The organism is Luteimonas sp. KH_071 (genome assembly GCF_057838005.1).
Map to the genome: position 1 here is coordinate 12,740 of NZ_CM174458.1, position 14,720 is coordinate 27,459.

The window sequence follows — 14,720 nt, forward strand, 5'->3', positions numbered from 1 at the left end:
AGCTTGGACGAACGTGCAACTGGAGCGACGAGCGGCAGCGGCTGTCAGTGCAACTCGGCGCCTGGGCGCCGGCGTCGACACATGCTCGATGATGCGTGTCACGGCAAGCGTGCAGGCAACCCCATCGCGGTCGATGTGACGAATCGGGCGGGACTCACAGCGGTGGCGACCACCTCTGGAATCGCCGCAAGGCACCGCCTCGTGCGCGTGTGCCCGTGTCCGGTCCCAACTGCGTGGACGGATTCCGGTGCCTGCGAAGGCCGACGGCGCGGGTGCCTGAGACGCCGCGACTACAGCAGCGGCGAACACAGCCGCGCGAGCGCTTCGGGCAGGCGTGCGGTCAGCAGCCGGCGCTTCCGCCCGCGCTGCACGCGCGGGGCGTTCGCGAACTCGCGTTCGATGTACTGGGCAAGCGCCGCCGCCATGCCCGGGTCGTCGAACAGCACCGAGACCTCGAAGTTGAGCCGGAAGCTGCGGTGGTCGAAGTTGGCACTGCCGATCAGTGCGAGGTGGTCGTCCACCAGCAGCGTCTTGCTGTGGAGCAGGCGCGAGCGGTACTCGTAGATCTTCACCCCGGCGACCAGCAACTGGCCGAAGTACGAACGCGCGGCCAGCGTCACCAGCGTCGAGTCGCTGGTCCTGGGCACCAGCAGGCGGACGTCGAGGCCGGCGAGCGCAGCCGAGGTCAGCGCCATCATCGCGGCCTCGCCTGGGACGAAGTACGGCGTGGTCATCCAGACGCGATGCTTCGCGGCGTGGATGGCGCCGACGTGCGCGCGATGGATCGCCTCCCAGTTGGAATCCGGACCGGAGGTCAGCACCTGGGTGCGGATCGGTCCCGCATCGGCGGGCGGTGTCTGGCGCTCGACTTCGGCGAGGAAGTCGCGGCGGCCTGTGGCATAGGCCCAGTCCTCGGCGAACACCAGCTGCAGCACGCGCACAGATTTGCCGACCAGTCGCATGTGCAGATCGCGGTAGGCGTCGCTCCGCAGGCGCTCGTCCTGCTCGTCGGTGACATTCATGCCGCCGGTGTAGCCGATGCGGCCGTCGATCACGACGATCTTGCGATGCGTGCGCAGATTGGTCCACGGCCGTCGCCAGATACGACCGAAGCGCATCGGATGGAACCAGGCGAGTTCGCCGCCGGCATCGAGCAGCGGGGCGAAAAACCTGCGCGAGGCCTTCGACCCGACGAAGTCGAGCAGCACGCGCACGCGCACGCCCGCCCGTGCACGTTCGACCAGCGCATCGCGCAGCGCGGCGCCGGTCGTGTCGGGCTCGTAGATGTAGTACTCGAGATGGACGTGGTGCTCGGCGCGTGCGATGTCGGCGAGCAGCGCGGTGTACTTCGCTGCGCCATCGATCAGCAGCTCGACCTGCGCCGAGGACGTGGCCGGCAGACCGGTCGTCGCCTGTCCCAGACGCACGAGTTCCGCGGCCTCGCCCTGTTCGGCCTCGATCTGCGTGCTGCGCATCGATGCGCGACTGTGGCTGCGGCGCAGACGGTTGCGACGGATCTTCTGCGGCCCGAACACGTGATAGATCAGGAAGCCGAGATACGGCAGCAGGGCGAGGCCGAACAGCCAACTCAGCGTCGCGACCGGCTCGCGCTTCTGCAGCACGATCCACATGCCGAGCACCACCAGATACAGCGCCCAGCCGCCCGCCAGCAGCGCCACGAGATGCGGCGTGGTCGCGAACCACTCCCAGGCGCGGTGCAGGGTTGCGGACATGGGGGCCTCAAGGAGAGCGCCGATCGCGCCGCGCACAGCGTAGCGGCGCGCCGAGAAAAAACACGCATCGTCGCGGCACTGTGACCTGTGACATCGGGGTGTTGCATCGGTGCAACACCCGACGCAGCCGCGCCGTGGCGCGGATAAAGGCGCCCGGGGCCCGCTGCAGCTGTAACAGCCGGCAAACGCCATGCCCGGAAGTGAGGATAGAAATATTCAATAAGACATTGATATCAATAGATAAAATGACTTGGCACGCGCTCTGCGTTAACTCCCTCGCTGAAGAACCGGGAGCCGAAGATGCGCCATCCACTCCACACAGGCCTGATCCTGCTGCTGCCGTGCCTCACGCTGGCCGCGGGCGCCGCGCAGGCGGCCGGCGCGCGCGCCGGTGTGCAGCCGACCGGAGGCGAGATGGTGCTGCTGCGCGATGTCAGCGCCCGTCCCGCGGTGCGCCAGTCTCCGCCGGGCATCGCCCTGATCGTGGACCCGACGCCCAACCGGCAGCTGATGCCGTCTTTGCCCGGCGGTGAACTGAGCGACGCGGATTTTCTCGCGCTCGATACCGGTCACCAGGTGCAGGGCGCCATGCGCGGCAACGGCGGCATCGCCGCGCCGGTGACGCAGGTCCTCACCGGCACACTCGGCGGTGGCGCGACCGCGCGCGACGCCAGCGGCGTGCAGGGCGCCGGCACGCTGGGCGCGGCGACGGGCGGCGTCTCGGGCATGGTCACGGGTGCGACCCGCAGCATCGGCGGCCAGATCACCGGCGCGCTGTCGCAGATGCCCTTCGCCCAGCCGGCGAATGGAGGCGGGCCGTGATCCGCGTCGCCGCCTGCCTGGCGCTGGGCCTGCTCGCCGCGGTGCCCGCGCTCGCCGCCGACGACTACCCGTCGATGCTCGGCTATCTCACGCAATCGCGTGTGGACGGCGACGCGTTCGTCGGCGCGTCCGGCGCGATCGCGATCAATCTCGCCGCGGGCGATCTCAACCAGCAGGCGAACCTGCGCGCGATCGCGGTCGGCACGCATGCGATCGCCAACACCGACGCACGCCAGGCGCGCCGTCGTGACTTCGCCACCGCACCCGATACGGCCACGGCCGTCATCGCCGGCAACGCGCTCGCGGGTGCATCCGGCATCGCATCGATCAATCAGGCCAGTGGGGCCGGCAACGCGTCGTTCAACGCGGTGTCGCTCGCACTGGCGCAACAGGGCATACGCGAAACCGACGACGACGGTTCGTTGTCGGCGGCGTTCGCGTCGGCGGGGCAACAGCACGGTTTCGAACACGGGGGCGCGACATCGAATCGTCGCGTGGCGTCCGTCGAGTCCACTGCGCTGCAGGGCTTCGAAGGTGTGTTGCAGCTCAACCAGGTCGCGGGATCCGGGAACGACACCGGCAACACGCTGGCGATGTCGATCCAGGCGGGGCCGTGACCGGGCACTTCAACGGGAACTCCACGAGAGCAGACGAGAGAGAGATCACAGACATGAAGACCATGAAGACCACCCTGCTGGCGATTGCCGTCAGCGCAGCCGCGGTCGGCGCGGCACAGGCCCAGAGCGTCGACTGGCGGATCGTCGATTACGACATCACCATCGACGACACGCGCAACTACGAGACCAACGTCGACGACACGCGCAATTACGAAACCAACATCACCAACCGCAATACCGAGGTCAACACCACGGTCAACCAGACCCAGGACTGGACCCAGACCGTCAACCAGTCGGTCGATCAGAGCCTGACTGAAACCGTCGATCTCAGCCTGACCGAGTCCTACGACATCAGCGTCACCGAGGCGTTCAACCGCGAGGTCAACCAGCAGGTCGACCAGAGCCTCGACGAGGCCCATCGCATCCGCACCAACCAGGTGTACGAGAACATCGATCGCACCGAGAACGTGAGCTCCGACATCCGTCGCGAGCGCAACGAGCACGGCGTGTCGGTGAACCTGGAGAAGGATCTGTCGCTGAGCTCGGACATCGCCTTCAGCGGCGACCCGACGATTACCGGCAGCATCGATCTCGACTCGGCCGCGATCGCCGTGATCGACAACCGCCAGTCGGTGACCGGCAACCTCGGTCTCAACGAGGTGCTCGAGAACACTGCCAGCATCGCTGACGATGTGGGCTCGGAGGCATCGGGCAACCTGCTGTTCAACGTCGCCGCCGGCGACAACAACGTGCAGGACAACGCTGCGGCGCTGTCGGCCGCCGACGCGGGCTTCGCGTTCGGTCTCGCCGATGCAGAAGTGTTCGTGAATCAGGCCGGCAGCGGCAACATCACGATGAACGAAGGTGTGACCAACGCGGCTAGCCTCGGCGGCAACGCGTTCTCGGCGGCGACCGGCAACATCGGCGTCAATATCGCCTCGGGCAACAACAACGCGCAGAAGAACGCGATGGCCGCCTCGGTCGCCACCGCCGCCTATGCGCAGTCCAGCGTGAGCTCCAACCAGGCGTCGAGCGGCAACATGACCTCGAACGCCGGCAGCTACGAGCGCTTCACCGATACCGTCGACGTCTCGCTCAGCGGCACGATGAGCGGTGGCTCGATCGCGGTGGGCTACGGTGGTTACGAGGGTTCGACAAGCGGCACGACCTCCAGTGAGGGCGCGGCCTACCAGCAGTCGAACTTCTATGCTGATCTGTGGTCGGGCGCGACGCATCCGGCGGGCAACAGCACAGGCCATGCCGATTTCGATATCGACAGCCAAGGTGCGGTTGCGAACCCGGGGCGTGATGGCGTCGGTGGCCTGGCGTTCGATACCGAGTCGGACGGCACCTACGAGGGTTCCGAATCCGGCGGGCTGGCCTTCATCGAGCTGGGCTACACCGAGCTCGACGCGGCGCTCAGCGGCACGGTCACCACGTCGCGCTGGGTCGCCGTTGCGGCCACCAACGATGCCAGTCTGTCGGGCAGTGCTTTCAGCGCGGCCTCGGGCAACATCGGCGTGAACGTGGCGGCGGGCACCGGCAACCTGCAGGCCAACAGCCTGTCGATGGCGGTCGCGCAGCCGGGCGCAGCGGCGCCGCCTCCGGGCGGTGGCGGCGAGTAAGCGCCCACGAGGTGTGATGTCCGGTCTGCCCCCAGACCGGGCTTCTCCCGGAAGCCCCGCGCCACATGCCCCGTGGCGCGGGGCCTTCCTTCGAAGGTCGTGGCTTCCATTGCCGGAGGCTGGCACCGATCCGGCAATGGAAGCCACGCGACGTGCGACGCGTATCAGGAGTCGAACGCAATGATCCGCAGTCTGTCCGGCATCGCAATGGCGTTGCTCGTGCTGGCCAGCCCCGTGCAGGCGGCCGACGTGGCCTTCCAGGGCATCCTGCCGAACGGCGCGGTGATGCCGGTGAACGTGGAAAGCATGCGCGAGGCACGCTTCCGCAACATCGTGCGCCAGCACACCGACTACAGCTGTGGCGCGGCGGCGCTGGCGACGGTGCTCAAGTTCGCCTACCGGCTCGACGTCGACGAGGCCACCGTCATCGAAGGCATGATGGGTCTGGCCGATCCGGAGGTCGTACAGGCACGCGGCTTCTCGCTGCTGGACATCAAGCGCTACGTGGAATCGCTGGGCATGCGCGGCCGCGGCTACCGCATCGAGGAAGACCGCCTGCGCGCGTTGCGCGTGCCGGGCCTGGTGCTGATGGACGTGCGCGGCTTCCGCCACTTCGTCGTGCTCAAGCAGGTCAGTGGCGATTACGCGGAAGTCGCCGATCCGATCCTCGGCAACCGCAGTGTGCCGATGGCGGAGTTTCTGGAGTCATGGCCGTCGCGGGCCATTTTCATCGTCATAGGCAGTGACTTCGACCGTTCGAGCGCGCTGTTGCAGCCGGTCGAACGCCCGAGCGCGAAGCGGCTGTTCGCGCGTCAGGGACCGGTGACCGATGCCGAGCTGCTGGATTTCGGCTTCAGCCATGCGGACCTGTTCTGAGAGGAGAGATGAGATGCGGACTTGCACGACATGGCTGGTGGCCATCGCCCTGGGCGCGAGCGTCGCGCCGGCGTGGTCCAGCGATACGGCGACACCCCAGCGCGCCAGCGTCCTGCGCGAGATTCCCGACAGCGAACTCGGCGCGATGCGCGGGCGCTACATCGTCGGCGACAACCGCGTGGCCTGGTTCGGCGTGACCATGGTGTCGAACTGGGTCACCAGTGCCGGCCAGTCGATACAGGGCGCGGTGAAGCTGGGCTTCGACCTGCGCGGTGCGAAGCCGGAGGTCAGCTTCCAGCCCAGCGTCACGATCACCGAACAGACACCGGCGCTGGCCGCCGCTGCGGGCATCGGCGAGGTCGACGCCTCCGGACTCGCCAACGTCGGCGGACTGGTGCAGAGCGTGCAGGTCGCCGGCGACGGCAACATCGCGCGCAACGGCCTGTCGCTGCAGGTGCGCGATGGCGACGGTCCCGTCGGGGCCGCGAACACCGGCAGCACGACGGTCGCCGACATGACGCTCAACGGCGCACACGCGCGAGCGTCGCTCGAAGACGGCGGCGCGCGGATCCTGCTGCAGGTGGCCGGTCAGGGCGCCGCCGAGCAGTGGATCGATACACGTTCGATCGGCCAGAGCATCCAGCTCGCCGGCAACGGCCAGGCGGTCGGCAACCAGTTGCAGCTGGATCTCGTGCGCCAGTCGGTGCCGTCCAGCCAGACCATCCACCAGAACCTGATCCAGGCTATCGGCATGACCCGTGCCGGCGGTATCTGAGGCAGGCAGACACACGCGTCGATGCGGGAGGGGCACCTTGGAATCGACACCGACACGCGCGCGACGGCCATTGGCCATCGCGCTGGGACTGGCACTGCTGTGTCCCGCCATCGCCCCGGCGCAGGACGCCGGCCAGATCACCGCAGAAGACCGCGCGCGCATGCAGCAGCTGCTGCAGGAGCTGCAGTCACTGAAGCAGGACTACGCGCAGGAAGTGCGCCGGCTGCGCGAACTGGACATGCAGATCCAGGCACTGCAGGCGCGCGTCGCGGGGGTGGCACCGGCCATCGCACCGCGTGACGCGCCGCAGATGGCCGCGCAACCGGTCGCGCCTGCACCGGTGTCGTCTCCGCCAGCGTCCGGATCCCCGCCGCCGCCGGGCGGTTCGGCGGCAACGCCGGCATCGCGCGGCGACGAGGGGTACGCCAGCACCGCCGAGGATGCGCAGCGCGCCCAGGACACCGACTCGCGCAGCGTCGCCGACGTCAAACAGCAGAGCACCGCGCTGTTCAACCGCCGGCTGACGCTGGAGAACGGCATCAGCTACAACCGCTACGACCGCAAGCAGGTCACGCTCAACGGCTTCCTCGCGCTGGATGCGATCTTCCTCGGCAACATCGCGATCGAGAACGTCGAGTCCGACACGGTGAACTACAACTTCGCCGCGCGCTGGGGTGTGAGCCCGCGCCTGAGTCTCAACCTCGACGTGCCCTACATCGCGCGCAAGACCGTCTACCAGAAGGGCGGCGCCGGCGGCGCGGCGGCGGCGATCGCGCAGGAAGAAACCGACGGCCATGGGCTGGGTGACATCAGCGCGAGCGCGAACTGGAAACTGTTCGGCGAGCGCGGGCCGTGGCCGGAAACCGTGCTCAACGTCGGCGTCACCGCGCCGACCGGCCGCGAGCCCTATGGCATTCCGTGGCGCGTGCTCGAGCGCGACTCCGACAACTTCATCCGCTTCGCGGTGCCCGAGGAGCAGCCCACGGGCAACGGCCTGTGGCAGGCGACCGTGGGCCTGTCGGCGGTCAAGACCACCGACCCGGCGATCCTGTTCGGCAACGTCGGCTACGTGCGGTCGTTCGCGAAGGACTTCGGCGATCTCGACAACAACCCGGACACGACGAATCCCGGCCGGGTCGAGCTGGGCCATGCGTTCTACTTCGGCGCCGGCGTCGCGTTCGCGTTCAACGAACGCACCAGCCTGAGCATCTCCTTCAGCGACCGGCTCAACGCGCGCGCGCGGACGCGCTACGAGGGCGCCGACTGGGTGAAGCTGATCGGCAGCGACGCCAACGCCGCGACGATGAGCCTGGGCGTGACCCACGCGATGACGCCGAACGCGACCTTCGTCGGCGTGCTCGGCATCGGCCTGACCCCGGACGCGCCGGACTTCAACCTGACGGTGAAGGTGCCCTACTCGCTGTAGGACCGGCTTCCCGTGCAGGCGCGCGCCTGCACGACGACTCCCTACGGCTTCAACGGAACGTTTCCAGCGACACGCCGTGCTTGCGGCACAGCCGGTAGATCGTCACGCGCGACACGCTGAGCCGACGTGCGCTCGCACTGACGTTGCAGCCGGTGGCGCGCAACGCGTCGAGCAGTGCATCGCGCTCGGTGCGGTCGCGGCGGTGGTCGAGCGCGACGACCTTGGCGTTCGACGCGCCGAGTTCGAGGTCCGCGGGTTCGATCAGGGCGTGCTCGGCGACGACCGCCGCGCGACGCACACGGTTGAGCAGCTCGCGCACGTTGCCCGGCCACGCATGCTGGCGCAGGCACTGCCGCGCGGCGGCGCTGAAGCCGCGCGCCTGCACGGCGTGACCGGCGCGGAATTCGTCGAGGAACTGGCGGGCGAGCAGCTCGACATCGCTGCCGCGCGCGCGCAACGGTGGCAGCTGCAGGCGCAGCACGTCGAGGCGGTAGTAGAGATCCTGGCGGAACCGCCCCGCGGCGATCGCCGCTTCCAGATCGACATGGGTCGCGGCCAGCACGCGCACATCGACGCGGATGGCGTGGTTGCTGCCGACGCGCTCGATCGTGCCTTCCTGCAGCACGCGCAGCAGGTTGGTCTGCGCATCGAGCGGCAGGTCGCCGATCTCGTCGAGGAACACCGTGCCGCCATCGGCCGATTCGAACAGACCCATGCGCCGGGTCGCCGCACCGGTGAACGCGCCGCGCTCGTGGCCGAAGAGCTCCGACTGCACCAGGGTCGGCGAGATCGCGCCGCAGTTCATCGCCACGAACGGTCGCGCGCGCCGGCCGGAGAGATCGTGCAGCGCGTGCGCGGCGAGCTCCTTGCCGGTGCCGGACTCACCGGTGATCAGCACCGGCAGTTCGACATCGGCGTAGCGATGCAACAGGGCACGCACGCCGAGCATCGCCGCGCTCTCGCCGCCGACGCTGGCGATGTCGCGTCGCGGGCTGGCGAGCAGGGTCGCGAGCGCGGCGTCCAGGGCGCCCGGATCGAGCGGTTGGGGCAGGCGGCCGCCGCAGCGGGCGAGCACGCGCTGGCAGGCCGGATCGCCCAGGTCGATCGTGTCGTCGGCGAGCGCCAGGCTCGGCAGGTCGGCGTGCTCGGCGAGGATGTCTTCGAGCGCGGCCAGATGCGCGGCATCGGCCCCGCGCAGGTCGATCACCGCGATCACCAGATCGCCGCCGCGCATCCCCACCTGGACGTTGGCGTCGGGACGGGCGACGCGCAGATGCCAGCCGCTGGCCGCGAACACCGCCTCGTCGCGCGCGCTCGGCCGCCCGAACCAGACCGCGCAGCGCTGGGCGCGGGGCGCCGTCATCGTACCCACGGCGCCGTCCCATGCGGCCGTGCGCACCCGCCAGCCGATGCCGGCGCGAACCTGTCAGACATGCCCCTCTCCATCGATGCCCCCGAGTGTCAGTCCGGACCAACGCCGGGAGCGGCCGCAGGCGGACAGCCGCTGGCCGACGCATTCAGTGCGGCTGTCGCACAGGCTGAGACAGCAGGCGCCCACACTCCGGGCATGAGTTCGCGCGCGCCACCCCCCGTTCCCGTCGCCCTCAAGGGACGCGGCAGTGCCTCGTGGGTCGCCGGCCGCTTCGAGAAGCGCGCCGCCGTGGCCGAGGACGATGGCTGGGACGCCCTGCAGCTGCAGCAGGACGATGCGGTCTCGCCGGCCACCGTGGTGACCGAGGAGCGCGCGCGCAGCATCGTCAGCCGCAACACCTCGCCCGACATCAGCTTCTCGCAGTCGGTGAACCCGTACCGCGGCTGCGAGCATGGCTGCGTCTACTGTTTCGCCCGGCCCTCGCACGCCTATCTGGATCTGTCGCCGGGCCTGGATTTCGAAACCCGTCTGTATGCCAAGACCAACGCCGCCGAGCGCCTGCGCGCGGAGTTCGCCCGCCCCGGCTACGTCTGCTCGCCGATCGCCCTGGGCATCAACACCGACGGTTACCAGCCGATCGAACGCCGCTACGGGCTGACGCGCGCGCTGATCGAGGTCATGGCCGAAGCCCGGCATCCCTTCAGCATCGTCACCAAGAGCGCCAACGTCGTCCGCGATCTCGACCTGCTGGCGCCGATGGCGGCCGACGGTCTGGTCACGGTGCATTTCTCGGTGACCTCGCTCGACAACCGCCTCTCGGCCCGCATGGAACCGCGCGCCGCCGCCCCGCACGCGCGGCTGCGGGCAATGCGCGCGCTGCACGAGGCCGGCGTGCCGGTCGGTGTGCTCGTCGCCCCGGTGGTGCCGATGATCAGCGACTCGGAACTCGAGGCGATCCTGGACGCTGCGCGCGAGGCGGGCGCCGGCAGCGCCGCGTACGTGCTGCTGCGACTGCCCAACGAGCTCAAGGCGGTGTGGCGGGAGTGGCTCGAACTGCATTACCCCGAGCGCGCCGCCCATGTGATGAGCCTGCTGCAGCAGATGCACGGCGGCCGCGACTACGACAGCACTTTCGGCCACCGCATGCGTGGGCAGGGGCCGTTCGCCGAACTGATCGCCGCGCGCTTCGCCCGGGCCCGGCGCGCGCTGGGCTTCACGCGCCTGCCCCCGTTGCGGACGGACCGCTTCGTGCCGCTGCGGAAGGCGTCGCCACAGGGCGAACTGTTCTAGCGGCGTATTCACGTCGCCTGCACCTCGCGTCAACGCGCGCGTCTCCTACACTGCGCGGTCCCCGTGAGACGCCCCCTCGCAATGTCCGATGTCGCCCCGCTGCGGAACGCTGCCGATGCCGGCGTCCCCGTAGACCTGATCGACCAGCTGCCCTGCGGTCTCGCCGTGCTCTCGGCGGACGGGCGCTGGCTGCGCGCCAACACCGCGCTGGCTGTCCTGCTCGGGACGCCTTCGGCCACGCTGATCGGTCAGGCCGCCCACCACGCGTGCCTGCCCGGTGTCGCCGATCGCATCGACGCCGCGCTTGCCCGGCTGCCGGACGCCGACGACACCCTGCGCGATATCCCGGTCCCGGACGAAGCGCAGGGGCGCCATCTGCGTCTGACCCTGCGCCCGCTGCCGGACGGCACCGCGCTGCTGCAGCTGCACGACGACACCGGGCTGAAGGCCCTTGAAGCCCAGCAGGAAACGCTGGCCTTCGGCATCTCGCACGAGCTGCGCGCACCGGTGCGGGCGATCGAGCAGTTCGCGCGCCGGCTGCTGGCACAGGACGTCGGCGCCGATCCGCAGACCGCACGCGACCATCTGCAGCGCATCCAGCATGCGGCCGGCCACGCCGGCGGCCTGATCGACGCCCTGCTCGAAACCATGCGCGCCTCGCGCCCGCCACGTGCGGCGGCGGCGGTCGACATCAGCCTGCTCGGCGACTGGATCTGCGCCGAACTGCAGGACACCGATCCGGGTCGCGCCACCGAGATCCACATCGCGCCCGACCTCTGGGCCTGGGGCGATGAGCACGCACTCAAGCAGCTGCTGGGCAAGCTGCTGCACAACGCCTGGAAGTTCTCCGCGCATCGCGACACGGTGCGCATCGAACTCGACGGCGAACGTGTCGGCGACCGCCTGCAGCTGCGCCTGCGCGACGCTGGCCGCGGGTTCGACATGCGCTATGCTGAACGACTGTTCGTGCCGTTCAGGCGCCTGCACAGTGCCGACGAAGGGGCCGGACATGGCCTCGGCCTGGCCATTGCCCAGCAACTGGCGCGTGCGCAGGGCGGACACATTCGCGTGGAATCGGAACCGGACGCCGGCACCACCTTCTTCATCGAACTGCCGGCGGTGCCGGACGAGGACGCAGCCGCGCTATGAGCGACCACACGATCCTGTTGATCGAAGACAACCCCGACGACGCCGAACTGACCCGCATCGCCTTCGCCGAAGCGGCCATCGACAGCCAGCTGGTGGTGGTCGGTGACGGCGCCGAGGCGCTGGACTACCTCTTCGCCCAGGGCAAGTACGCCGCGCGCGATGCGGCCGACCTGCCGTCGATCGTGCTGCTCGATCTCAACCTGCCCAAGCTCGACGGCCGCGAAGTCCTGCAGGCCCTGCGCGCGAACCCCGCGACCCGCGGCCTGCCGGTCGTCGTGCTGACCACCAGCACCGAGCCTTTCGACGTCGAAGCCAGCTACGCGCTGGGCGTCAACAGCTATATCCGCAAGCCGGTGGACTTCAAGCAGTTCGTCGAGGTGGTGAAGCAGATCGGGCTGTACTGGCTGGTGTTGAATCACCCGCGGGGGTGATGGACTTATCTCTGGGTTCGACTGCTGAGGTGGTCGGACTCAGCTGAGGCGAGCCACTTCAGATCGCAGTGCGTGTGGCGCACGCTGTTCACGGCGTGCGCAGACAAGGCGCGGTTTCTGCCCTCGCCTTGGTTCTGGCTTTTCGCTTCTGATTTGCTTTGCTTTGGCTTGGCTCTTGATCTCAATCGAGCCGTAAAGCGAGCCGAGCATCGCAGGGCGACGGGGTCGTAGAGCAGCCCATGTCTGAGCGCAGCGAGTTTGGGCTGCGTGCCCCGTCGCCCGAGAAGCACAGGGGACCGCCGCGGCTGTATGCGGCGGATCGCGTCCGGCGAAGACGGTTTTGCTTACTTTTGCCAAGACAAAAGTAAGCCGCGCGCCAGCGCGGAAGCTCTGTACTTGATTTTGCTTTAGCGAAGACCTGATCCTCAGATCGGAGCGCTGAAAGCGGAGAAGCGAAGCCAATTGCAGGGCTTTCGCCCGCTGCGCGTGCGAGTCCCTTTTGGATGGACCCAAAAGGAACCAAAAGGTCCCTTCGCCGGACGCGAGCCGATGCGATGAAGCCGCATCGGTGCCCTCCGCTCCTCGCCTGGCGCGGCACGCAGCCCAAACTCGCTGCGCTCAGACATGGGCTGCTCTTCGGCCACGCCAGGCTGCGGTGCTCGGCTCGCTTTACGGCTCGATTTCAGATCAAGAGCTGAAAGCCAGAGCCAGAGCCAGAGCCAGAGCAGGAGCAAAAGCGCAGGCAGAGCAACCGCATCCCTCACCCGATGCGCTGTGCGCATCGACCCCGGATCAAGTCCGGGGCAGGCTCTCTCCCGGAGGGAGAGGTGCTCGGATCAACCGCCTCCGTACAACGTCTCCGCCCGCTGGAACAGGATCCAGCTCGTCGCGATGCACTTGTCGCCGTTCTGCGGCCGGTTGCCGCGATGGGTATGGGTGAACGCCGTCGGCGCGATGAGCAGGTCGCCGGTGCGCGGGGTGATCTTGCGTTGCTGGAACAGGAATTCGGTCTCGCCGGCGTCGAAGCCGTCGTTGAGATAGATCGTCCACAGCAGATGCCGGTGCAGGGTTTCGCCACTGGCGTCGCGCGGGTACAGCTCGCAATGCCAGTACGGGTACCCGCCTTCGCCGGCCGCGTACCACTGCAGGTTGATCGCGCCCGGGCGCAGGCAGGTCTGCAGCAGGCCGCCGAGGCGCTGGTCGTCCATCTTGGGGAAGTCGTCGGCTTCCAGGCGGCGCAGTGCGCCATCGCTGCCCGGCTGCTGCAGCATCAGCGGGGCGATCAGGGTCTGCGGATATTTGCGCAGGTAGGCCATCAGGCCGGCATAGACCGCGACGTTGAGCTGCTGCACCACGTCGGCCCAGTCGGGGCGGTCGTTGATCGACAGGTCGCGGCTGCGCTTGAGTTCGGGATACACACCGCCGCCGATCTCACCCGCCTGCAGGTCGGGGCTGGCCCGCAACCGCCCGACGATCGCCGCGCAGGCCTCGGGCGACAGTGCGCCCGGGGTCACTTCGATGAAATCGGCCCCGCTCATGCGGCGGCGCTGTCGTGCTGCAGGTGGTAACGGGTCGCGGTCTCCACTTCGTCCTTGGAGCCGAGGAACACCGGCACGCGCTGGTGCAGCGAGGTCGGGGCGATGTCGAGGATGCGCGTCCGGCCGTTGGTCGCCGCGCCGCCGGCCTGCTCGACCAGCATGGCCATCGGGTTCGCTTCGTACATCAGGCGCAGCTTGCCGGGCTTGGCGGGGTCCTTGCGGTCCCAGGGATAGATGAAGATGCCGCCGCGGGTCAGGATCCGGTGCACGTCGCCGACCATCGCCGCCACCCAGCGCATGTTGAAGTCCTGCGCGCGCGGGCCGTCCTGACCGGCCAGCAGATCGCTCACGTAGGCCTGCGTCGGCGCTTCCCAGTGACGCTGGTTGGACATGTTGATCGCGAATTCGCGGGTCTGCGCCGGAATGCGCATGTGGCTCGTCGTCAGCACGAACGAGCCCTGCTCGCGGTCCAGCGTGAACGCATGCGTGCCGTGGCCGATGGTCAGCACCAGCATGGTGCTCGGGCCGTACAGGCAGTAGCCGGCCGCGACCTGGGTGCTGCCGGCCTGCAGGAAATCATGGTCCTGCGCCGCGCTGACGCCTTCCGGGCAACGCAGCACCGAGAAGATCGTGCCGACGCTGGCGTTGATGTCGATGTTGGAGCTGCCGTCGAGGGGATCGAACACCAGCAGATAGTTGCCGCGCGGGAAGGCGTCGGGGATCTGCTGGCAATGCTCCATTTCCTCCGACGCACACGCCGCCAGATGCCCCCCCCAGGCATTGGCCTCGAGCAGGATCTCGTTGCTGATCACGTCGAGCTTCTTCTGCGCCTCGCCCTGCACGTTGATGCTGTCGCCGCCACCGGCGGCCGCGGCTTCGCCCAGCACATCGCCCAGCGCGCCCTTGCCGACCGCCACCGAGATGCGCTTGCAGGCGCGCGCCACGACTTCCAGCAGCAGCCGCAGGTCCGGGGTCACATGGCCCAGGCGCTGTTCCTCGATCAGGTGGCGGGTCAGGGAGATGCTGGGCATGCGCGGGCGGTCCTGGGCGTCGGGGAACCCGCATT

13 protein-coding genes are annotated in these 14,720 nt (G+C 68.7%); 9 read left to right on the forward strand and 4 right to left on the reverse strand.

The features are described from left to right. Window positions 1–290: 290 nt before the first annotated feature. Window positions 291–1,733: a cardiolipin synthase gene (cls, locus tag AC3IRM_RS00065; protein ID WP_489204306.1), complete on the reverse strand. Its 1,443-nt coding sequence runs from the start codon at window positions 1,731–1,733 to the stop codon at window positions 291–293. Window positions 1,734–2,033: 300 nt separating this feature from the next. Here cls and AC3IRM_RS00070 point away from each other — a divergent pair, with 300 nt between their 5' ends. The 6 genes from AC3IRM_RS00070 to AC3IRM_RS00095 all read left to right on the forward strand — a co-directional run bounded on the left by AC3IRM_RS00070 (window position 2,034) and on the right by AC3IRM_RS00095 (window position 7,874). Next, window positions 2,034–2,555, forward strand: coding sequence for a hypothetical protein (locus AC3IRM_RS00070; RefSeq protein ID WP_489204307.1), 522 nt, complete (start codon window positions 2,034–2,036; stop codon window positions 2,553–2,555). After that, entirely contained in the window at window positions 2,555–3,172 is a 618-nt protein-coding gene (locus AC3IRM_RS00075) for a hypothetical protein (protein WP_489205958.1), read from the forward strand. The genes AC3IRM_RS00070 and AC3IRM_RS00075 overlap by 1 nt, the downstream gene beginning before the upstream one ends. A 53-nt stretch (window positions 3,173–3,225) precedes the next feature. Further along, entirely contained in the window at window positions 3,226–4,797 is a 1,572-nt protein-coding gene (locus tag AC3IRM_RS00080; RefSeq protein ID WP_489204308.1) for an adhesin, read from the forward strand. Window positions 4,798–4,977: 180 nt separating this feature from the next. Next, the gene (locus tag AC3IRM_RS00085) at window positions 4,978–5,673 is read left to right on the forward strand and encodes a C39 family peptidase (RefSeq protein WP_489204309.1); all 696 of its coding nucleotides are present in this window, start codon (window positions 4,978–4,980) and stop codon (window positions 5,671–5,673) included. A gap of 13 nt (window positions 5,674–5,686) precedes the next feature. Further along, a complete protein-coding gene (locus AC3IRM_RS00090; RefSeq protein WP_489204310.1) occupies window positions 5,687–6,448 on the forward strand; it encodes a hypothetical protein in 762 nt (253 codons plus the stop codon). Between the two features lie 37 nt (window positions 6,449–6,485). Further along, window positions 6,486–7,874: a transporter family protein gene (locus tag AC3IRM_RS00095; protein ID WP_489204311.1), complete on the forward strand. Its 1,389-nt coding sequence runs from the start codon at window positions 6,486–6,488 to the stop codon at window positions 7,872–7,874. Between the two features lie 49 nt (window positions 7,875–7,923). Here the strand turns inward: AC3IRM_RS00095 and AC3IRM_RS00100 are convergent, their stop codons facing one another. Then, entirely contained in the window at window positions 7,924–9,237 is a 1,314-nt protein-coding gene (locus AC3IRM_RS00100; protein ID WP_489204312.1) for a sigma-54 interaction domain-containing protein, read from the reverse strand. 204 nt (window positions 9,238–9,441) lie between these two features. On the opposite strand from AC3IRM_RS00100, the gene AC3IRM_RS00105 reads away from it, so the two are divergent. From AC3IRM_RS00105 to AC3IRM_RS00115, 3 genes are all read left to right on the forward strand, one after another. Beyond that, window positions 9,442–10,536 (forward strand): PA0069 family radical SAM protein, encoded by a 1,095-nt coding sequence (locus AC3IRM_RS00105; RefSeq protein ID WP_489204314.1) that lies wholly within the window; start codon window positions 9,442–9,444, stop codon window positions 10,534–10,536. An 81-nt stretch (window positions 10,537–10,617) separates the two neighbouring features. Then, complete coding sequence (locus AC3IRM_RS00110; protein ID WP_489204315.1) at window positions 10,618–11,685, forward strand: PAS domain-containing sensor histidine kinase; 1,068 nt, start codon at window positions 10,618–10,620, stop codon at window positions 11,683–11,685. Further along, window positions 11,682–12,116 (forward strand): response regulator, encoded by a 435-nt coding sequence (locus AC3IRM_RS00115; protein ID WP_489204316.1) that lies wholly within the window; start codon window positions 11,682–11,684, stop codon window positions 12,114–12,116. Before AC3IRM_RS00110 ends, AC3IRM_RS00115 begins: the two co-directional genes overlap by 4 nt. Before the next feature lie 836 nt (window positions 12,117–12,952). Here the strand turns inward: AC3IRM_RS00115 and AC3IRM_RS00120 are convergent. Together AC3IRM_RS00120 and AC3IRM_RS00125 are read right to left on the reverse strand one after the other, a co-directional pair. Further along, window positions 12,953–13,654, reverse strand: a complete 702-nt coding sequence (locus tag AC3IRM_RS00120) for a 2OG-Fe(II) oxygenase (protein ID WP_489204317.1) — start codon at window positions 13,652–13,654, stop codon at window positions 12,953–12,955. Next, on the reverse strand, window positions 13,651–14,685 hold the full coding sequence (locus tag AC3IRM_RS00125) for a class 1 fructose-bisphosphatase (RefSeq protein ID WP_489204318.1): 1,035 nt from the start codon (window positions 14,683–14,685) through the stop codon (window positions 13,651–13,653). The genes AC3IRM_RS00120 and AC3IRM_RS00125 overlap by 4 nt, the downstream gene beginning before the upstream one ends. Window positions 14,686–14,720 lie beyond the last annotated feature (35 nt).